Consider the following 17,870-nt stretch of genomic DNA (forward strand, 5'->3'; position numbering starts at 1 on the left):
AGCAGATAGCGTGGGCCAATCAACCCATCACACCCGCCCGCACCCGAGACTCAGCCGGCCTTGGCCGGCCGCTCCGCCACCTGGGCCAGATCGCCTTCCAACGCCTGTTCCAATGCACTCAATCGCGCGCGCAACCGGGCGCGCTGGCTGCGCAGAGCGTCCAGCGTGGGCACCTGCCCTCGGTCATCCGGCTGCACATAGCGCGCAACGCTCAAGTTGCCCGCCTGGCTGGCCAGCATCTGCGGGGAGGCCAGGCATGCCACGCCGGCCACATCGGCGCGCGCACGGCACAGCGCCAGCACCTGCTCGGCGGCGGCGCTGTCCAGCCGCGGGCCGCGGCGGGTGGCCACCGATAACCGCCGCGCATCCACGAACAACACGTTCTCGTCCGTGCGCATCGCGCGCAGCACCAGCAGCGCCGTGGCCACCGGGCTGCCGGCAAACAGCCGGTCCGGCAGGCCCACCACCGCGTCGATCAGGTTGGCCTCCAGCAGGCTACGGCGGATCAGCGCCTCCTCGCCATCGCGGAACAGCACCCCGTGCGGCACCACCACCGCGATGCGGCCAGTGTGCGGGTCCATCGCCTTGAGCATGTGCTGCAACAACGCCAGGTGGCCCCATTGGCGTGGTGGAAAGCCATGCACGTAGCGCTGGTGCACATCGCGCATGCCGCGCTCGGGCGACCACGCCAGCGCAAATGGCGGCCGCGTCAGCTGCACGTGGAAGCGCCGCAACTGGCCGTTCGGGTGCACCAGCGTGTCGTGCAGCAGCGGCGTGCCCGCATGCAGCGCGTGGTTGTCTTCCCCGTGCAACAGCAGGCGCAGGCGCGCACACGCCCAGGCCGTGTCGTCGTCTTCCTGCCCCAGCAGCTGGTGCCGGCGTGCGCCATGGGCGGTGCGTGCCCAGCGACTGGCCGCCAGCAGCAGGCTGCCGCTATGGCAGGCCACGTCGCAGATGGTCTCGTCCTCGCCGGGGTCCATCAGGCCCGCCATCAGCCAACCCAACGCATCGGGCACATGGGCCACCGCCGATGGGCTGCGGCGCGGCTGGCTGCGCTCCAGCAGGCGGTCCACCGCCTGCCCGATGTCGGCGCGGTAAGTACCACGCAGGCTGCGAAAATCCAGCGCCGGCACGCTCAGCCGCCCCAGCAGGCGCGACAGCGCGACGTCGCGGCGATCGGCATCCCGTGGCCAGCCATCGTGCAGGCGCAGCACATCAAACACCTCGGCCAGCGTGGCGTGGTTGGCCTGGGTGAGCCGTTGCAGCGCGGTGATGATGCGGCGCTCGTTGTCCCCGCTGAAGCGCTGCCGATACAGCAGCTCGAAGCGTGCCTCCGGCGGCACCACCAGCAGCTGCGCGCCCGGCGCGGTGGGCGGCCAGTCCAGCGGCGCGCCGTAGGCGCCGTCCGGGTCCTGCGCGGCGGCGTCGGTATCGCTGGCAATCTTGAGCAGCAGCAGCGCCAACAGCAGGTAGGTGGCGGCGCCGGCATCGGCCGCATCGGCGAGGGTCTCGCGGGCGGCGTTCAGTGCGGCATTCGTGGCATGCGCGCCGGGCAGGGCGGCCATCCGGTTCATGCGCCGCCTCCCTGCAACATCTGCTCGGCCACCACGGCGATCTCCTGTTGGCGAATCTGGATCAAGCCTTCCAGGCAGCGCCGCTCGGCCTGCGCCGCCGTGGCAATGCTCACGATGCGGCGTTGCTGGACCACGGGCGGCACATGCACCGGCAACTGTGCCACCGCCGTTTTGCGCAGGCTCTGCTGGCGCGAGCCCGCCGCCTGCTGGCGCAGGTAGGCCTGGGCGGCGCGCTGGCTCAACTGCCATGCCAGAAAGGCGGGCAGCAGGTCCGGCGTGGATACCCGCAGCACGTAGAGGTGCGGGCTGCACACGGTGCTCTCCGGCGGGTTGTGCAGCAGCATCGCCAGCGCATGGTTGCCGCGCGCGGCGATCAGCACATCCTGGTCCTGCACCCAATCGGGCGGCTTGCGTGTGCGCAGCGCGGTGCGCAGCAGGTGCTCGCGTTCCTGCAGCCCATCGGCGCCGAGGTTCTTCAACTGGATGACCTGCACCGGGCCCTCCGGCACGGCGGCGATGGCACCGCGGAAGGGATGGCCCTGGCGGATATTGGCCACGTCGCCAAGCAGGGCGATGCGCGTGAGAGTGTTCATGCGTGCACCATGCGTTCGGGTGGGAAGAGGGTCAACCGAACAGGTACGCAGCATTCGCGATGATGCGCAATGGAGCGCGGTGGATGTGCGGAAGTGGGATGAAGCTCGCAGGGGGTCGCAGCTGGTGCGAACGATGGCGTCAACTGGAGTTGGGGGATTGGAGAGGTGGGAGTGATGGCGGGGTGGTGGTTGCGCGGATTGGTGGTAGCTGTGGCGGTGCTGTGAACCGATGCGGCCCTGACATACGCTGTCCAATGGCCGGATGCCAACCAAAGGATGATGGCCGGGATCTCGGTGTTGTCGCAGGTGCTGACGCATGCCGCTCGGGTAGCGGACAGGAAAGGTAACTCGAAGCTCTTGATGGGCATGAGGGTCCTCCTTTCCGGACCGACCGTACTGCGCAGATTCGGTTATTCAAAATCCCGATATTCCTCACTTCTGTCAGGGAGAGGCAGCGCGCTCCCCTACTGGCTGACTTGCCTTAAATCCAGCCGGGGCGCTGGGAAGGCGGAAGCGCGAACAAAACGAGACTTCGTGCCTCGACCAATGGGCCGGTCCGATTTCCTTGGGGCGGTTGCGGGAAGCCCGGCAAGCGGCCAATATGTGGAAACTGCCAAGGAAAGGGGGGGCTATGTTGAAGATTCCGAAGAAGGTGATGGATCGCTGGCCGGCTACGGTGAAATCCCTGGTCGCTGTTGCGATTTCCCACAAGACTAGGGATGTGTCGGAGGCCGACACGGTGACTCTCGTCAAAGACATGCTCGCTGAGGTATTCGGCTATGACAAATACAATGAGTTGACCAGTGAGCAGCAGATTCGTGGCACGTTCTGCGATCTTGCGGTGAAGATCGACGGCAAGATTCGCGTTCTGATCGAGGTGAAAGCTGCTGCGATAGCTCTCAACGAGACACATCTTCGTCAGGCCATCAACTATGGCGCGCACGAGGGCATTGAGTGGATCGTTCTCACGAACGCGTTGGAGTGGCGCCTGTACCGAATAAAGTTCGGACAGCCGATCGAATATGAACTTGTCTCTTCATTCTGCATCGCAGACATCAATCTGAAGAATGAGGAGGATCAGCGTCGTCTCTTCCTTCTTTGCAGAGAGGGTATTACCTCCGATGCCATGGGTCTCTACCATCAGCACATATCCGTACTCAACAAGTTCACCGTGGCACAGGTCATTTTGGGAGAGTCGGTTGTATCCGTGGTACGCCGTGAGCTGCGTCGCTTGTTCCCTGAGCTGAAGATTGAGTCGGAGGCGATCGTTGAGTTGCTCAATAACGAGATACTCAAGCGGGAGGTGCTTGATGGGGAGAAGGTCAAGGATGCCCAGCAGCGCATACGAAAGGCGCTGTCCAAGAGTGCGAAGGTGCTAGCTAAGAAGGACGCCGAAAGCGCTCGCGTGCAACTCTCAGATGGAGCACCTGTCGCTTGACGGCGCGCCGAAGAGAGCGGATGGGCTCGGTACTGCGGACACAGCTTTGGTTGAATCCAAGGCCGAAAGTGGACCCAATGGCGCGAGCCCAGGTTCTGGCCTAGTTTGGGAGCATGAACGTCCTCCTGGCTGTAGAAGACAGGTTTCTCAATCTCGGGCCGCGGCTTGGCGCTGGCGCATGATCTCCCATTGCCCCACCCGAGGGCCTCGACGACATGCATGGTCATGCTAGAGCGGCCTGACGGCGGGAATCTCCCTACAGCCGCGCGGTTCAGCGTGGAGCACCTCCGACCGGTTGGCTACCGATTGATCGTCTACCTTCCCGGACTGGAGAGGGACGACGTTCCAGTGGGTAGTCGGATTCCAGAGGTTCGAACGGCAATACCGCTTCTGGCCAGAGGTGCGGGCGCAGCTCTGGCCTCGGCGGCATGCTCGCCTGCTGACCGGATCATTCAAAGAGGGGCCGCGAGACAGGCCGCCATCCACGGCTGCGCTTCCAACGCCGCACGTTCGGCCGGCAGCACGGGCGCTGCCTGGTAGACGCCCAGGCAGGCACCGTCTGTCGCGGCCAGATCGCTGAGCTTGCCGTCACAGAGCCGCAAGGGCGCGTCAACGTTCTGCCAGCCATCCGCGCATTCGGTATCGGTCTCTGAACCCGGGCGGCCACAGACCTGGGTACGCCGCGCCTTCGTTTCAGACGTCGCATGCGCAACCAGCCTGCCTTCAAAGGTCTGGCCGGAGGCGAGATACGACCAGGTCCCGCAGATGCGCTCACCGCGTTGGATCAGAAGGTAGCGGCTGCACTCAGCAGGCGAAGTCGCGCCGTCACAGGACGACCAGGCGCCGGCGAACGGACCGCTGGCGGATGCAGGTGGTGCGTTGAGTGCAGCAGACGGCGCGCTCGTAACTGCCATCGAAGTCGCCTTTGCGGGGTCGCCGGTTTGTCCAGCGCCCGCCGCGGAGACTGCTGTGATCCCCAGTGAAACGACTAAAGCAACCGTGCGCATCCGCCATCTCCGTCCCATGGTCGATAGAAACTACACACGCAACCCTCTGCCCACAACTCACCGGCGGCGCGCAACCTTTGCATTCTGCCTGTATCGAGGTGTCTGCCCGGTTGTCGACCCGGCAGCGCCGTCCTAGACTCCGGCAATGGCCTGTCGAGGGCCGCCCTGACAGGAGTCAGCCTGGATGCGCACCGTTTGTTCTGCGGCACTGGCGGCATTTTGTCTCCTGGCTCTCCCCGCGCGGGTTGCTGCGACGGAGACGGCCTATTCGGAGGAAGTTCCGCTATGGCCAGAAGATGCGCAGGTTGTGCGGATCGGAATCCAGGAACTGGCTGGCGAGGAGTGGGCGCTCACCCATCCGTCATTGCTGGTCTATCGCCCGCGGGCAACCTCGGTGCGGGCCGCGATCCTTGTTTTCCCGGGAGGCGGCTACAAGGCACTGGGGATTGGACCTAAGAGCACACTGGGTCGTTATGGAGCCGATGTCTGTCGATGGCTGACCGACACGGGAATCACCTGCATCCTGGTGAAGTACCGCGTTCCCAATACTGGCTGCAACTGGAACAGTGAAACGCGACGGCACGAAAGTCCCAGCGTACCCATGGCCTTGCAGGATGCGCAGCGGGCAGTGTCGATGGTCCGGTTTGATGCGGCCAGGTACGGGATCGATCCGGACAAGATCGGCGTGATGGGATTCTCGGCCGGTGGCAATCTTGCCGTATTGTCCAGCACGTCGTTCGGCGCGCGCGCCTATGAGCCGATGGATGCGATAGACCGCGTCAGTAGTCGTCCCGATTTTGCCATCCCCGTCTATCCGGGGCACTTGACGATGGAGCACAAGAACACGACGCCCAGGTCCGTGGCGGCGCAGCAGCTGAACACCGATATCGTGGTCTCCAGGGAGGTTCCTCCGACGCTGCTGATACACGCCAAAGACGACCCGGTGGACCCGGCCTACTACTCCGAGGTGTACGCGCGGGAGCTTCGGAAGGTGGGTGCCCTCGTTGAACTCCATCTCTACGAAACGGGAGGACATGCCTTTGGGGTTCGCAGGCAGGGCACGGATGCCGACCGGTGGACGGACGACGCCATGCGGTGGTTGCGAGAGATCAACGTCCTCTGAACCACTCTTCCCGTCGTCAGCTGATCTGTTGAGGCGGGCCCACGTCAACCATGTGCATTTTGCCACCGTAGCCGCCGCCACGTTGAATAAACTCGGGGTTACTATCGTTGAATGACGCCAATGATGAAGTTCGCCGAACTGAAAAAGGCCGAAGACGCCGCAATGGGTGAGTCGCTGAAGGGATCAGGATTCCGGCGAATCGCGGCGGGGACCTGGAGCCGCCGACGTGGTGATGAGCTGAACCTCATCCAGTTGCAGCCACACAGCGTAGAGCAGTCATTCTGCGTGAACCTTGGCGTTCACTACACGTTCTTGCCGAAGGCCGGGACAGAAGCGCCACTGGATAGGGATCAGATCGACATACACGATTGTGAGGTGAAGTTGCGCCTGACGGATGCGTCTGGCACACGTGATCAATGGTGGCCGATGTCCAGCTCAGGCGTCGATGCGGTCGCTGGCGTGGTGATGGGGCGCGGCATGCAGTTGTTTCATGCGTATCGTCTAGATGGGCCGATCGCCGCGATGGATGGAAAAGACATTGAGCGTGGGGAGCCCGGTCTTCTCGGGTCTCTGACCAAGGTTCGAGCATGTCTTCTCCTTGCCCGACTGCACGAACACGCCGGGAATCATGATCGTTGCGTGGAAACGGCAACAATTGGATTGAAGCTCGCTGGACTGGCGGTTGGGCCGAAGAAAGCGCTCAGGGACATCCTGAAGCGCTCGTAGCATATGGCCTGTGTTTCGGCAGAGTGCTTCTTCACGTCCAATCTCCTTGTCCTTGAGGATTGGACGCCACAGCGCTGCTCACTCTTGGGTGACGTTGCCCAACCTCACCCCGCCTCGCTTACCCGCCCGGCCTGCGCCCGCCGCACCAAGCGCTCCCGCACCTTGTCATACACCAGGTTGTACACGTACGTGTAAGGCAGGAAGAACGCGATCAGCCCCATCTCCAGCAGGAACGCCTCCCAGTAGGAAATGGACAGCCACCACGCGGCCAGCAGCACCACCACCAGCACCAGCCCGCCTTCAAAGCCCACCGCGTGCCCGATACGCACCGGCACGGTGCGCTTGAACCCGAATTTCTTTTCCACGCGCTCGAACATCGCGTTGTAGAGCATGTTCCACAGCATGGCGCAGGTGGCCAGGGCGATGGTGAGCACGCCCGTGTCGAACAGCGACTTGCCCAGCACGTAGGACATCACCGGCGCGCACAGGCACAGGGCGATGCCTTCAAACAGCACGGCATGGACGACGCGGTCCCAAAGGGTCTTTTCAGCTTTCATGAGGCAACACCTGATGTTCGCCGCCGGCAGGGCCTGGCGGAGAGGGGAGCGGATCGAGGGGGAGGGGAAAGGGGGCGGCGATCAACGCTCGTAGCGCGCCCGGCGGCCATGATATAAGTTTCAAAAATGGAGAAAAACCTCCAATATCGTAGGCGGCCGTTTCAAATATGAAACACTTTCCGTGGGACAACCTGATGGTGCTGCTGGCCGTGGTCCGCGGCGGCACCCTGCGCGAAGCCGCCAAGGCGGCGCGGATGAGCACGGCCACGCTGTCGCGCCGGCTGGATGCGCTCGATGAGCGGCTGGGCGGCAAAGTGGTGGAGCGCACGTCCACCGGCTGCATTCCTACCGAGCTGGGGCAGCGGGTCTTCGCGCTGGCCGAGCAGATGGAAGAGGCCGCCGACGAGATCGCGCGCGAGGCCGATACGCCCAAGGAGCTGGTGGGCACGGTGCGGATCAACGCCGACGAATGGGCCAGCTTCCTGCTGATCACCCTGCTGCCCGGGCTCAACCGCCTGCATCCCGGCCTGGGCGTGGAGGTGCTCACTTCGCGCGAGCCGTACAGCCTGGCCCGCCGCGAGGCCGACGCGCTGCTGCGCTACGGCCCACCCGACACCGCCGACCTGCGCGGCGACCGGGTGGGACGCGTGGAGTACGCGCTGTACGCCAACCAGGCCTACGCGGCGCGGCGGCATACGGCCATCGCCAACCAGGCGTGGCACGAACTGGAGTTCGTGGGGTTGGACGAGCCACGCGTGGAGTTCGAGGTGGAGCGCTGGCTGCGCACGCTGCCCGGCGCCAACCGCCCGTGGCTGCGCTGCAACTACTCGGTGGGCGTGCTGGATGGCGTGACCGCCGGTGGCGGGCTGGGCGTGATCGAGCGCACCGTCGCCGAACACGTGGGCGGGCTGGTGCGCGTGCGCGATGCACCGGCACTGACCCAGGACGTGTGGCTGTGGACGCACCGCTCGCTGTACGACACGCCGCGCTTCCAGGCGGTGCGCGACTTCCTCAAGCATGCCTGGCTCAATGCGCTGGCCGCGCGCGGGTAACCGGCCGCCCGGCACGCCGCCGGCGACGGCTATGGCGCGCTGATGAGGAACAGGCGGAAGTCTGAATCGTCGGGCGCCGCCGGCACCTCGATGGTCAGGCCCATGCTGGGCAGGTGCCTGCTCCAGAACGCGTGGGCGGCCGTGTCATTGCGGAACGTAGCCAACAACCAGCGACCGCTGCCCGGGGTTACGAGCTGGGCGACAACGGCGCGTGCGATGCCCATGCCGCGATGCTTGGGCAGCACGAACAGGTCGGCCAATTCGGGGATGCGCTCGCCCTGGAACTCCACCTCGTCCACCAGCACGAACCCGCACAGCACGCCATCGAGCCACAGCAGCCGGGCCCATGTGGGTTGCGCGCGGAGGTTGGCATCCACGTCGGCGCGCGCGCAGTCGAAGGTGCCATCGGCGGCGATCTCTTCGCCACTCCATGCGGAGGCTTCGAAGTAATAGAACTGCAACAGCTGGAACAACACATCGGTGTCTGCCACCGACGCTGCGGCGAGCGTGAGTCCTCGCATGGACATCCTTTTCCGTGCACGGCGACGGTGGCGGCGATGATAGAGCGCATCCACGACGCTGCACAGCCAGCAATTCAGGCACCTGACCTGGCAAGGCGGGCCATGCGGAATGTAGCCATTACCCATCGGCATATGCGCTGGGCTTGGGCGCGAAAGCCCGGTATTGCAGGCACGTGCCGGCATGCACGCGTGGTGCCGCGCCGGCCTTGACGAATTTCTGAGTACTCTCCCACGCGCGCTTAACCTGCCCGTGCACAGCATGGCCCCACCCCGGCACTCCGCTGGCGGCCCGGAGACCCCCATGACCCAGCAGCGCAAGCAGGATTCCCAGCACCAACGCGGCCAGCAGCAGGAACGCGGGCGCGATCAGCAGCAGCAACAGCAGCAGGAACAACCGCAGCGCAACCAGAACCAGCAGCAGGGGTGGCAGGACGAGGAAGAGTGAGGCCGCTCGAGCAGGCCGCATCCGGGAGCCCCGCATGACGCGGGGCTTCTTCGTTTCAGCCGGTGGCGCGGGGTTGGCGTAGCATCGGCCACAGACGCAACGGACCGCAGCGAGCGAGGCAAGGATGACCCGGACAGGCCGATGGCTGTGCATGCTTTTCCTGCTGCCTGCGATGGCGTGGGCAGCAGCGACGCCGATCCCGCCGCTGCACGACCCGGTGGTGGATACCGTGCCGGTCCTCTCCACCGAGCAAGCCGCGCAACTCCGTGCCCAGGCACTGGACCTGCAGGCCCGGCACGGCGCCCAGCTTCAGATCCTGGTGGTGGACAGCACCGGCGATGACGGCATCGAGGCCTACGCCCAGCGCGTGTTCGACCAGTGGCAGATTGGCCGCAAGGATGTGGATGACGGCGTGCTGCTGGTGCTCGCGATGGGCGACCGGCGCGTGCGTATCCAGACCGGTTATGGGCTGGAAGGTGCCATTCCCGATGCCTACGCCCAGCGCATCATCGACCAGGCCATGGTCCCGCAGCTGCGCCAGGGCAAGCCCGGCCAGGCGCTGATCGACGGCAGTGGCCTGCTGGTCGGCCTCATCGACGGTGAGCCGCTGCCGCCCGTGGATGACGAGCCCGGCGTGGTGCGGATGCCGCAGGACTGGCGGCGCGGTGACAGCATCGTCGGGTTGGCGCTGCTGGCCGGGTTCCTGTTGGGTACCTGGGCGCGCCGTGCACCGCAGCGCGGCGTGGTCAGCCGCTGGTGGCACCGCCCGGTGCAGATGCTGGCGGTGGTGGGCGTGGCCGCGGCTGCCTGCGCGGTGTTCACCCCAGGCGCGACCGCGGCCCTGGCCATCGCCATGGGCACGCTGGTGCCGATCGCCACGCTGTTGGGCTGGCTGTGGCTGGACAGTCGCAGGGCGCGCTGGGTGTTGTCGTTCCTGTTGGCTGCCGCCGTGGTGGCCAGCGCGGTGAGCGTGTGGAAGGGCAAGCCGGTGCCGAGCCTGGCGCTGCACCTGCTGTTGGTGACCGTGCTGGCCATCGCGGTGGGGTTGATCTGGCTGTGGGTGGCGGCGCTGCGCAACAGCTGGCGGACCGGCCGGCTCGGTTTCTTCGTGCGGCTGGTGTTTCTCTGCGGGCTGTCGGCGGTCTACGCCTGGCTGGTCCACCGCACTCACGCGCAGTACGGCCACGACCCCGGGACGGTGATGCTGATCGCCGGCGGCTTCTTCCTCTACATCGCCTGGGCGCTGGTGATGGGATTGCACCAACGTCCGCAAACGCGCCGCGCGCGCAAGGGCGAGCGGCGCCGGCGGCGCGACGACCACGACTCGGGCAGCGGGTCCTCCAGCAGCTCCTCCAGTTCGTCCAGCTGGTCCGGTGGCGGGGGACGCAGCGGCGGCGGTGGCGCGTCCGGCAGTTGGTAGCGCCGGCTCAGCCGGACCGCGCGTGCCAGCCCAGCGCGGCGTCCTCCACGACCGCACCGGCATGCACATCCCCAAGCCGCACGCGCAGGCCTTGGGCGTTGGGCAGCGAGCGCTGCTCCGGGAACCAGCGGCGACTGGCATCGACCACGATCAGCAGCCCTTCGTCGTCGCCGAGCGGCGCGAAGTGCGGCGTGGGCGGCGACAGCGCGGCCACGCCAAAAGCGGCCTCCAGCCGGGACTGCGTGGCGGCCACCGACACCGCGGGAATGCCCACCTCGCTGATGCAGGTCATCTCGCTGCCGTGGAAGCTGCCGCTGCGCCCGGAGGCGGGCAGGCGACGGCGCGCGATCAACTCCAGGATGAGGCCATCGGGCCCGGTGAAATAGATCGACTCCGCCTCCCAGCGGCCCTCGAAACTGAAGTGCTCGCGCCCCTCGGCATCGCGCTGGCGCTCGGCGCGCGCGTCCAGCCAGCGCGTCGCCTCGCTGAAACGATCGTGCGGCACGTTGAAGGCCAGGTGCACGCCGCCCACCGGCAGCGCGTCGGTGGGCGCCAGTTGCAGCGTGCTCCAGCCGATCTGCACGTGGTCATCGGCCACCGGCAGTTGCAGGACGTCGCCGAAGTACGCCACGGCAACGGCCGGATCGGAAGCGGGCAGGAGCAGGTGTTCGATGCGCATGGGTGCATGGTGCAGTGGTGGGATCGGGGCGTCCAGCGGCGCGATGGGCCGTTCACCCGCCTCAACGGCGTGTGCACGCCGCGCAGCTTGGCTATGCTGTGCCCGCTAGCGTGCCGCCCGGTATGCCATGACGCGATCAGGAGGATCCGTTGAACACTTGTTCCCGCTTGCCGCTGTCTGCCCTTGCACTCGGCCTGGCATTGACCGGCTGCCAGCCTTCAACGCAGCCGGCGCCCACCGCAACGCCCGATAGTCCAACGCGTCCTGCCGCGAGTCCTGCAGCTGCCGCCGCTGCGTCCGTCGCCACGGCCGATCCCGCCGCCGCCGTCTCGCCGACCTGCCCGCATCCGGAGTTCGATACCTTCCTGAGTCACTTCAGTCGTGAGATCACGCTGCAGGAGACGTCCGTCGCTGATCCCCTGGTGAGCGAGAGCGTGGATATGGCGGCCGAACCTGAGCCACGCATGGTCACCGAGAAAATCGCGTTGCGCGACGTGACCTGGCCGGTGATGCCCAACACGACCACGCTGCACAAGGTGGGGCGCGACTTGAAGGTGACCGCTGAGGCCGATGGCAGCATGGCCGTACAGATCCTCACCCCCGATACCAGTGACCAGCAGACCTACTACTTCGCCCAGAAGCCGTGCTGGCAGTTGGTGCGGAAGGTGGATGAGGCGATCTGAGGGCGCGTTGATGGACGCGATGCCCCATCACCGCGCAGGGGTGGGGTTGGGTCCGTGCGTGGATCGGATCTCGCCGCGGCTGGACCGGGCCGCGTGTGCGATGTGGAACGTGGGCTCGATTGGCGTGCGTGGAGCAGGCCCGTCAGACCCGCTTCAAGAGACTGGCATCGACGCGATCCGACGTGAGATGCAAGGGAAAGCCTGCGCTGTTGCCATCACATGAGAGTGGATAAATGAATGTCCTGTTCGCAGGGACACTGTATGCGCCACGCGGTACCCGCCCTTGAAAGGATGCGCATGAGCAGTGAAGGACACCGGCCCGACGGCCGGCGCGACACCGACCTCTATTTCACCCATGTCATCTCCGGCGCGCCCAACGTCGCGCTGCTGTTGGGCCACCTGTACCTGGAGGGCCACGAACCCAGCATCACCCGGGTGATGGTGGTACGCGATGGCACGTTCTATTTCGTTTACGACCTGCCCGACATCATTTACGGCGCCACGTTGCTGCCGGCGACCGACGAGCGGCCGTTCGCGCTTGCCATGCTGGGCCGGCGTGGCCTGCTGCGGATCAACCCCACCGGGCAGGCACCCTGGGATGAAACGTTGGCGCTGCCCAATGCGTACCTGATGCATCTGCAAGAAATCTCAGGCGAGTTGTACGCGTGTGGCACGCAGCGGCAGGTGCACCATCGCGGTGCCGACGGCTGGCGACGGATGGACGACGGCTGCCACGTGCCATTGGCGGACCAGGTGACCTGCTGCTTCAACGCGATGGATGGATTCGGCGCGGACGACATCTATGCCGCCGGCGACGGTGGCGCACTGTGGCATTGGGATGGCCGGCAATGGCGCCCGTTGGTGTCGCCCACCACCCTGGCGATCCGGGTGGTGCAGTGCATGCCCGATGGCAGCGTGGTGCTGGCGGGCGATGCGGGCACGGTGTTCCGAGGCAATCGGTTGGAAGGCTGGCGCACGCTGACCGCACCGGCATTCGAGCACCTCAGCGTCGAACGTGCGTGCCTGTTCCAGGGCACGCTATATCTGTGCGCGCAGCGGGAGTTGCTGGCGCTGTCGGGCGATCAGGTCACGAGGGTGGACGTGCCCGTGGAAGGCCACCTGGCCTACTACAGCGCCTCTGCCACTGACGGTGCAATGTGGACCGTCGGCGATGACGCGATCCTGCGCTTTGATGGTGCGACATGGGAGCGCTTCATCTGCCCGTGAGCGCTGCGGGGGCGTGCCGCCTGTGTCGGCCCGGCTCTCCGCCGTAGCCAGGCGCGGGATCAGCCGCCCCCACCCCGGTCCAACTGCCGATACCCGATCGCCTCGGCCACATGCGCGGTCGTGATCGCCTCACTGCGGTCCAGATCCGCCACCGTCCGCGCCACGCGCAGGATGCGGTGCATCGACCGGGCCGACAGCTGCAGCCGTTCCACGGCGTCCTCCAGCAGCTGGCGGTCGGCCGGGGCCAGCCGGCAATGCAGGGCCAGGTCTGCAGGACCCAGCTGCGCATTCGGCTTGCCGCTGCGTGCCAACTGCAGGTCGCGTGCAGCCACGACACGGTGGCGTACGACCTCGCTGTCCTCCCCGTAGGGCGTGTCGTCGCGCAGTTCATGGGGATCCAGTCGAGGGACCTCGACGTGCAGGTCGATGCGGTCCAGGAGGGGGCCGGAAACCCGGCCGCGATAGCGCTGCACGCTTTCAAGCGCACAGCGGCAGCGCCCGCTGCGATCACCGGCCCAGCCGCAGGGGCAGGGGTTCATCGCGGCCACCAGCTGGAACCGCGCGGGGAACGCTTCCGTGCGCGAGGCGCGCGCGACCACCACCTGGCCGGATTCCAGAGGCTCGCGCAGCACCTCCAACGCATGCCGGCTCCACTCGGGCAGCTCGTCGAGAAACAGCACGCCATTGTGCGCGAGCGAAATCTCGCCTGGTCGCGGAAATGCGCCGCCGCCCACCAGCGACACGGCGCTGGCGGTGTGGTGCGGCGAGCGGTACGGCCGCTGTCGCCAGCGTGCCGTGTCGATCCCGCTGCCAGTGCAGGAGGCGACCGTGGCGGTCTCCAGGGCTTCCAGGTCGGTGGCGTCGGGCAGGATGCCGGGCAGCCGCGAGGCCAGCAGCGTCTTGCCGCAGCCGGGCGTGCCGATCAACAGCAGATGATGGCCGCCGGCAGCGGCCACTTCCAACGCGCGCCGCGCCTGCGGCTGGCCGCGGACATCGCGCAGGTCGGGCATGGGCAGCGCCGCCACCTCGGCGGGCATCGCCTGCGGCAGCACGCGCTCGCCCAGTCCGGCACACGCCTCCAGCAGGGTGCGGGCGACGCGGACGTCGGCGTGCCCGGCCAGCCCGGCCTCGGCCGCATTCTCCGGCGGCACGATCAGGGTGCGGTTGAGCCGGGCGGCGGCCAACGCCGCCGGCAGCACGCCGTTCACGCCGCGCAGTTCGCCGGTGAGCGCCAGTTCGCCGAGGAATTCATAGCGCGACAACACCTGCGCATCGATCTGCCCGCTGGCGGCGAGGATGCCCAGCGCGATGGCCAGGTCGAAGCGGCCGCCTTCCTTGGGCAGGTCGGCCGGGGCGAGGTTGATGGTGATGCGCCGCTGCGGAAACTCGAACTGCGAGCAGACGATGGCCGCGCGTACACGGTCGCGCGATTCGCGCACGGCGGTCTCCGGCAGGCCCACCATCTGGGTGTGCGGCAGCCCGCCGGAGAGCAGTACTTCGATGCGGACGGCGGGCGCGTTGACGCCGGCGCGGGCACGGCTGTGGACCAGCGCCAGGCTCATGCAGGTTCCCGAGGGGGTCGATGGAGCGCTTGATGATGCTCACTTGCGGCGTGTGGGTCTGTAGGCCAAGTCCTTCAGCTGCGGTCGGAGGTTCCAGTGCCCGCTGCCGCTAGACTGGCTACCCCCACGCGTACGCCCTGTTGAACCTCATGGATATGCACCGCCCCCACGCCCCGGTCGAGCTCATCGCCATCGACATGGATGGCACCCTGCTCAACCCCGCCCACAGACTCACCCCGCGCGTGAAGCAGGCCATCGCCGCCGCCCGCGCGCAGGGCGTGCGGGTGGTGCTGGCCAGCGGCCGGCCGGTGTCCGGGCTGGCGCCGTTCCTGGCCGAGCTGGGGATCGAGGGTGATGCGGAATTCTGCATCGCCTGCAACGGTGCGGTGGTGGAAAACATCGGCACTGGCCAGCGCGTGGTGGAGTACCCGTTGAGCTTCGAGGACTTCCTGTTCTGCGAGCGGGTCGCGCGTGAACTGGGCATCCATTTCCAGGCGCTCGATGGCCGACGCATGTACACGCCCAACCAGGACATCAGCATCTACACGGTGGCCGATTCGCACCTGTCACACGTGCCGTTGTCCTACCGGCGCGTGGAAGACATGGACCCGGCCATGCAGTTCATCAAGCTGATGATGATCGATGAGCCGGACGTGCTGGACGCTGCCATCGCGCGGCTGCCGTCCGCACTGACCGATCGCTTCGCGGTGCTCAAGAGCGCACCGTTCTTCCTGGAGGTGTTCGACCACCGTGCCGGCAAGGGCCCGAGCCTGCGGAAGCTGGCCGAACACCTCGGCGTGGATCGCGCCAACGTGATGGCGCTGGGCGACCAGGAGAACGACCTGACCATGCTGCAGTTCGCCGGCACCAGCGTGGCGATGGGTAATGCAATCGAGGGGGTGAAGCAGACCGCGCGCTTTGAAACCGCGACCAATGCCGAGGATGGCGTGGCGCTGGCGATCGAGCGGTTTGTGCTAGCGGGGAACGTCTGACGGCGCACGGGTGGTAAGCAGCCGCGCGCGTGACCACGGCGAAAACAGGACTGCGGTGAAGACCAGCAGACTGGGCAGGGTGAAGACCACCGCATTGCCTGTGCCCTTCCCGGCACCCAGACCAAGCAATCCCAGCCAATAGACCTCCATGTCGGCAAACGAGACCAGGTTGTAGGCGAGGATGGGAATGCCGGCGACGAACGGAATGGGCAGCACGCCATGGCCTGCTGCCACCAGAGTGGGGGCAAGCAGCGCGGCAAGTGCGGAGAACACAACGCGGTAGATCTTGCGCAGGCCCACATCGTCAGTGCGGATAAGGCGCATCAGGCACAGTGCGATGATCACCGCGGCAATGCTGGCGCCGGCCACCAGCAGCATCTGCGATCCTTGTTCAGACATGCGAATTCCTTTTCGTCACCTAGTGTGCTGGCGCCGCCCGCCACCCTGCTTTAGGGTGCTGGCGTATCGCTTCCACGCGCTTCCAGCTCGGCCACCACCTTCTCCAACGCCTCCAGCTTCTCGCGGGTCTTGAGTAGCACCGCGCGCTGCACGTCGAATTCCTCGCGCGTCACCAGGTCCAGCTTGCCCAGCCCGGCCTGCAGGGCGGTCTTGAAGGTGGCCTGGAGCTCTTCGCGCGACTGGCGCAGGCCCGGCGGGACCATGTCGCTCAGGCGGCGGGCCAGGTCATCCAGGTGGTTGAGGTCGATCATGCTGTGCTCCGCGGGGTATACGCCAAGGATAATCCCCGCGGCCGCTGCCGGCACGGGCCGCGCGCATCGCGTTCACCGGGGGACAGGCGTTATCCTCGCAGCCTGAAACACAGGAGTGCAGACGGATGAAGATGGTCATGGCGGTGGTCAAGCCGTTCAAGCTCGACGACGTGCGCGAAGCGCTGGCCGAGCGCGGCGTCACCGGGATCACGGTGACCGAGGTCAAGGGCTTCGGGCGGCAGAAGGGCCATACCGAGCTGTACCGGGGCGCGGAGTACGTGGTCGACTTCCTGCCCAAGGTGAAGATCGAGGTGGCGGTCACCGACGGCCAGGTCGAGGAAGTGGTGGAGGCCATCGTCAAGGCGGCCGGCACCGGCAAGATCGGCGACGGCAAGGTGTTCGTGTACGACCTGGGCAGCGTGGTGCGCATCCGCACCGGCGAACTGGACGCCGACGCGCTTTGAGCGCGCCGGCCGGCCATGCTCAGGCGTGGCCCTTGAACCAGCGGTAGAAGCGCTTCCAGCCCACGCGCACGGCCGCCACCCAGCGCGGGTCGGCCACCTGGGCAGCCTCCAGGGCGCTGGGGCGCTCGCCGGTGAGGCGCTGGCGCATCTTCAGCAGGTTCTTCATGTCGCTGCGGCGCAATTGGCGCGAGACCGGGTGCACCGGCAGCCAGCGCGGGCTGCGCCAGGCCGAAGTGAAATCCACCAGCACCGGCACGCCGCCGCTGACCATCACGTTGGTGCCGTGCAGGTCGTTATGGGTGATGCCCGCCGCGTGCAGGCGCGAGAGGGCGAACTGCAGCTGTTCGAACACCTCCACCCCCACCGACTGGGCGGCACTGAGGGTCTGCCCGGGGATGAACTCCATGCCCAGGGCCAGGCCGCCGATCGTGCCGAGCAGGGCGGGCGCGTGCTTCCAGCCGCTCAGGCGCTCGAGGATGCGCGCTTCGCGGCGCACCAGCAGGCGCGCGACCGGCGACAGCGGCGTGCCGCGATAACGGGTGTAGTCCTTGACCACCGCCGGCTGGCCGTTGAGGCAGGTGCGGTAGACATCGGGTTCAAGCAGGCGTTCGCCGCGCTTGAGCAGCTCGGCGGGGGCGGTGTCATCGACACACGAGGCAACGATAGTGTTCATAGGGGTCTTTGCGACCCGGCGGTCGGCGCAATGCGTCAGGCGTACCGGTGCTGCTGATGGGTGATTACTAAGATTTCGTTAATTTTAGTACTCGCCGGTACACCAATCCAGAGTTTGTCGGAGAAATGTCGTAGCCGGCCGTGGAACAGTTCGTCATGCCGAATCGGACAATCTCGTCTCAATCGTAGGTATTTCGTTGAAAATCAGCCGTTTGCCAGCGCAGCCCGTGCCGGTGCGGCCGGTGCAGGCCAGGCGTGCGTGCGGCACATCCGCGTCCGCAGGCCCCTCGCCGCGCGGTCCGGGGGCCGGGCACAGCGACGGTGGCCGGATGAACATGACCGGCCCGCCGCTTGACCCCAGCGCGGGGGCTGCGGACCATACGCTGTTGCTTGCGACATTGGCGGCCGCCCCTCCCCGGCACGTC

General features: G+C 66.6%; 20 protein-coding genes. 10 read left to right on the forward strand and 10 right to left on the reverse strand.

What is annotated here, in order from left to right; translation table 11 throughout:
- Nucleotides 1–50: 50 nt before the first annotated feature.
- Nucleotides 51–1,574: an SAM-dependent methyltransferase gene (locus tag M2421_RS16535; protein ID WP_259208775.1), complete on the reverse strand. Its 1,524-nt coding sequence runs from the start codon at nucleotides 1,572–1,574 to the stop codon at nucleotides 51–53.
- On the reverse strand, nucleotides 1,571–2,167 hold the full coding sequence (locus M2421_RS16540; protein ID WP_259208778.1) for a restriction endonuclease subunit S: 597 nt from the start codon (nucleotides 2,165–2,167) through the stop codon (nucleotides 1,571–1,573). The genes M2421_RS16535 and M2421_RS16540 overlap by 4 nt, the downstream gene beginning before the upstream one ends.
- A 631-nt stretch (nucleotides 2,168–2,798) precedes the next feature.
- Here M2421_RS16540 and M2421_RS16545 point away from each other — a divergent pair.
- Complete coding sequence (locus M2421_RS16545) at nucleotides 2,799–3,605, forward strand: type I restriction enzyme HsdR N-terminal domain-containing protein (protein WP_259208779.1); 807 nt, start codon at nucleotides 2,799–2,801, stop codon at nucleotides 3,603–3,605.
- Between the two features lie 452 nt (nucleotides 3,606–4,057).
- Here M2421_RS16545 and M2421_RS16550 read toward each other — a convergent pair whose 3' ends face one another.
- Complete coding sequence (locus M2421_RS16550; protein WP_259208782.1) at nucleotides 4,058–4,519, reverse strand: hypothetical protein; 462 nt, start codon at nucleotides 4,517–4,519, stop codon at nucleotides 4,058–4,060.
- A 277-nt stretch (nucleotides 4,520–4,796) separates the two neighbouring features.
- On the opposite strand from M2421_RS16550, the gene M2421_RS16555 reads away from it, so the two are divergent.
- Both M2421_RS16555 and M2421_RS16560 read left to right on the forward strand, forming a co-directional pair.
- On the forward strand, nucleotides 4,797–5,735 hold the full coding sequence (locus M2421_RS16555) for an alpha/beta hydrolase (RefSeq protein ID WP_259208784.1): 939 nt from the start codon (nucleotides 4,797–4,799) through the stop codon (nucleotides 5,733–5,735).
- Nucleotides 5,736–5,855: 120 nt separating this feature from the next.
- Nucleotides 5,856–6,461, forward strand: coding sequence for a DUF4304 domain-containing protein (locus M2421_RS16560; protein ID WP_259208786.1), 606 nt, complete (start codon nucleotides 5,856–5,858; stop codon nucleotides 6,459–6,461).
- 104 nt (nucleotides 6,462–6,565) lie between these two features.
- Here M2421_RS16560 and M2421_RS16565 read toward each other — a convergent pair whose 3' ends face one another.
- Nucleotides 6,566–7,018: a multidrug/biocide efflux PACE transporter gene (locus tag M2421_RS16565; RefSeq protein ID WP_259208788.1), complete on the reverse strand. Its 453-nt coding sequence runs from the start codon at nucleotides 7,016–7,018 to the stop codon at nucleotides 6,566–6,568.
- Nucleotides 7,019–7,185: 167 nt separating this feature from the next.
- On the opposite strand from M2421_RS16565, the gene M2421_RS16570 reads away from it, so the two are divergent.
- On the forward strand, nucleotides 7,186–8,070 hold the full coding sequence (locus M2421_RS16570) for a LysR family transcriptional regulator (RefSeq protein WP_259208792.1): 885 nt from the start codon (nucleotides 7,186–7,188) through the stop codon (nucleotides 8,068–8,070).
- Between the two features lie 29 nt (nucleotides 8,071–8,099).
- Here the strand turns inward: M2421_RS16570 and M2421_RS16575 are convergent, their stop codons facing one another.
- Entirely contained in the window at nucleotides 8,100–8,591 is a 492-nt protein-coding gene (locus M2421_RS16575) for a GNAT family N-acetyltransferase (protein ID WP_259208793.1), read from the reverse strand.
- Nucleotides 8,592–8,892: 301 nt separating this feature from the next.
- Between M2421_RS16575 and M2421_RS16580 the strand changes: the two genes are divergently transcribed.
- On the forward strand, nucleotides 8,893–9,036 hold the full coding sequence (locus M2421_RS16580) for a hypothetical protein (RefSeq protein WP_259208795.1): 144 nt from the start codon (nucleotides 8,893–8,895) through the stop codon (nucleotides 9,034–9,036).
- 151 nt (nucleotides 9,037–9,187) lie between these two features.
- The gene (locus M2421_RS16585) at nucleotides 9,188–10,456 is read left to right on the forward strand and encodes a TPM domain-containing protein (protein ID WP_259208798.1); all 1,269 of its coding nucleotides are present in this window, start codon (nucleotides 9,188–9,190) and stop codon (nucleotides 10,454–10,456) included.
- Between the two features lie 7 nt (nucleotides 10,457–10,463).
- Here M2421_RS16585 and M2421_RS16590 read toward each other — a convergent pair whose 3' ends face one another.
- Complete coding sequence (locus M2421_RS16590; protein WP_259208799.1) at nucleotides 10,464–11,135, reverse strand: VOC family protein; 672 nt, start codon at nucleotides 11,133–11,135, stop codon at nucleotides 10,464–10,466.
- A gap of 167 nt (nucleotides 11,136–11,302) precedes the next feature.
- On the opposite strand from M2421_RS16590, the gene M2421_RS16595 reads away from it, so the two are divergent.
- The gene (locus tag M2421_RS16595) at nucleotides 11,303–11,818 is read left to right on the forward strand and encodes a hypothetical protein (RefSeq protein WP_259208802.1); all 516 of its coding nucleotides are present in this window, start codon (nucleotides 11,303–11,305) and stop codon (nucleotides 11,816–11,818) included.
- A 297-nt stretch (nucleotides 11,819–12,115) separates the two neighbouring features.
- Nucleotides 12,116–13,045, forward strand: coding sequence for a hypothetical protein (locus tag M2421_RS16600; RefSeq protein WP_259208804.1), 930 nt, complete (start codon nucleotides 12,116–12,118; stop codon nucleotides 13,043–13,045).
- Between the two features lie 59 nt (nucleotides 13,046–13,104).
- Here the strand turns inward: M2421_RS16600 and M2421_RS16605 are convergent, their stop codons facing one another.
- Entirely contained in the window at nucleotides 13,105–14,607 is a 1,503-nt protein-coding gene (locus M2421_RS16605) for a YifB family Mg chelatase-like AAA ATPase (protein ID WP_259208805.1), read from the reverse strand.
- A gap of 149 nt (nucleotides 14,608–14,756) precedes the next feature.
- Between M2421_RS16605 and yidA the strand changes: the two genes are divergently transcribed.
- A complete protein-coding gene (gene yidA / locus M2421_RS16610; RefSeq protein ID WP_259208806.1) occupies nucleotides 14,757–15,599 on the forward strand; it encodes a sugar-phosphatase in 843 nt (280 codons plus the stop codon).
- Here yidA and M2421_RS16615 read toward each other — a convergent pair.
- Together M2421_RS16615 and M2421_RS16620 are read right to left on the reverse strand one after the other, a co-directional pair.
- Nucleotides 15,582–15,998 (reverse strand): hypothetical protein, encoded by a 417-nt coding sequence (locus M2421_RS16615; RefSeq protein WP_259208808.1) that lies wholly within the window; start codon nucleotides 15,996–15,998, stop codon nucleotides 15,582–15,584. The two genes, yidA and M2421_RS16615, sit on opposite strands and share 18 nt — an antisense overlap.
- A gap of 50 nt (nucleotides 15,999–16,048) precedes the next feature.
- Nucleotides 16,049–16,309: an accessory factor UbiK family protein gene (locus M2421_RS16620; RefSeq protein ID WP_259208810.1), complete on the reverse strand. Its 261-nt coding sequence runs from the start codon at nucleotides 16,307–16,309 to the stop codon at nucleotides 16,049–16,051.
- A gap of 125 nt (nucleotides 16,310–16,434) precedes the next feature.
- On the opposite strand from M2421_RS16620, the gene M2421_RS16625 reads away from it, so the two are divergent.
- Nucleotides 16,435–16,773, forward strand: coding sequence for a P-II family nitrogen regulator (locus M2421_RS16625; protein ID WP_259208813.1), 339 nt, complete (start codon nucleotides 16,435–16,437; stop codon nucleotides 16,771–16,773).
- Nucleotides 16,774–16,792: 19 nt separating this feature from the next.
- On the opposite strand, the gene M2421_RS16630 is transcribed toward M2421_RS16625, so the two are convergent.
- Nucleotides 16,793–17,446, reverse strand: a complete 654-nt coding sequence (locus M2421_RS16630) for an RIO1 family regulatory kinase/ATPase (RefSeq protein WP_259208815.1) — start codon at nucleotides 17,444–17,446, stop codon at nucleotides 16,793–16,795.
- Nucleotides 17,447–17,870: the final 424 nt, after the last annotated feature.

The organism is Stenotrophomonas sp. BIGb0135, assembly GCF_024810105.1.
Classification (GTDB): domain Bacteria; phylum Pseudomonadota; class Gammaproteobacteria; order Xanthomonadales; family Xanthomonadaceae; genus Stenotrophomonas; species Stenotrophomonas maltophilia_AB.

Coding starts and splice junctions, on each gene's coding strand:
- M2421_RS16545 (WP_259208779.1), top strand. CDS start 2,799: ATGTTGAAGATTCCGAAGAAGGTGATGGATCGCTGGCCGGCTACGGTG.
- M2421_RS16580 (WP_259208795.1), top strand. CDS start 8,893: ATGACCCAGCAGCGCAAGCAGGATTCCCAGCACCAACGCGGCCAGCAG.
- M2421_RS16535 (WP_259208775.1), bottom strand. CDS start 1,574: ATGAACCGGATGGCCGCCCTGCCCGGCGCGCATGCCACGAATGCCGCA.
- M2421_RS16620 (WP_259208810.1), bottom strand. CDS start 16,309: ATGATCGACCTCAACCACCTGGATGACCTGGCCCGCCGCCTGAGCGAC.
- M2421_RS16605 (WP_259208805.1), bottom strand. CDS start 14,607: ATGAGCCTGGCGCTGGTCCACAGCCGTGCCCGCGCCGGCGTCAACGCG.
- M2421_RS16630 (WP_259208815.1), bottom strand. CDS start 17,446: ATGAACACTATCGTTGCCTCGTGTGTCGATGACACCGCCCCCGCCGAG.
- yidA (WP_259208806.1), top strand. CDS start 14,757: ATGGATATGCACCGCCCCCACGCCCCGGTCGAGCTCATCGCCATCGAC.
- M2421_RS16570 (WP_259208792.1), top strand. CDS start 7,186: ATGAAACACTTTCCGTGGGACAACCTGATGGTGCTGCTGGCCGTGGTC.
- M2421_RS16615 (WP_259208808.1), bottom strand. CDS start 15,998: ATGTCTGAACAAGGATCGCAGATGCTGCTGGTGGCCGGCGCCAGCATT.
- M2421_RS16575 (WP_259208793.1), bottom strand. CDS start 8,591: ATGCGAGGACTCACGCTCGCCGCAGCGTCGGTGGCAGACACCGATGTG.
- M2421_RS16550 (WP_259208782.1), bottom strand. CDS start 4,519: ATGGCAGTTACGAGCGCGCCGTCTGCTGCACTCAACGCACCACCTGCA.
- M2421_RS16590 (WP_259208799.1), bottom strand. CDS start 11,135: ATGCGCATCGAACACCTGCTCCTGCCCGCTTCCGATCCGGCCGTTGCC.
- M2421_RS16600 (WP_259208804.1), top strand. CDS start 12,116: ATGAGCAGTGAAGGACACCGGCCCGACGGCCGGCGCGACACCGACCTC.
- M2421_RS16565 (WP_259208788.1), bottom strand. CDS start 7,018: ATGAAAGCTGAAAAGACCCTTTGGGACCGCGTCGTCCATGCCGTGCTG.
- M2421_RS16585 (WP_259208798.1), top strand. CDS start 9,188: ATGCTTTTCCTGCTGCCTGCGATGGCGTGGGCAGCAGCGACGCCGATC.
- M2421_RS16625 (WP_259208813.1), top strand. CDS start 16,435: ATGAAGATGGTCATGGCGGTGGTCAAGCCGTTCAAGCTCGACGACGTG.
- M2421_RS16560 (WP_259208786.1), top strand. CDS start 5,856: ATGATGAAGTTCGCCGAACTGAAAAAGGCCGAAGACGCCGCAATGGGT.
- M2421_RS16555 (WP_259208784.1), top strand. CDS start 4,797: ATGCGCACCGTTTGTTCTGCGGCACTGGCGGCATTTTGTCTCCTGGCT.
- M2421_RS16540 (WP_259208778.1), bottom strand. CDS start 2,167: ATGAACACTCTCACGCGCATCGCCCTGCTTGGCGACGTGGCCAATATC.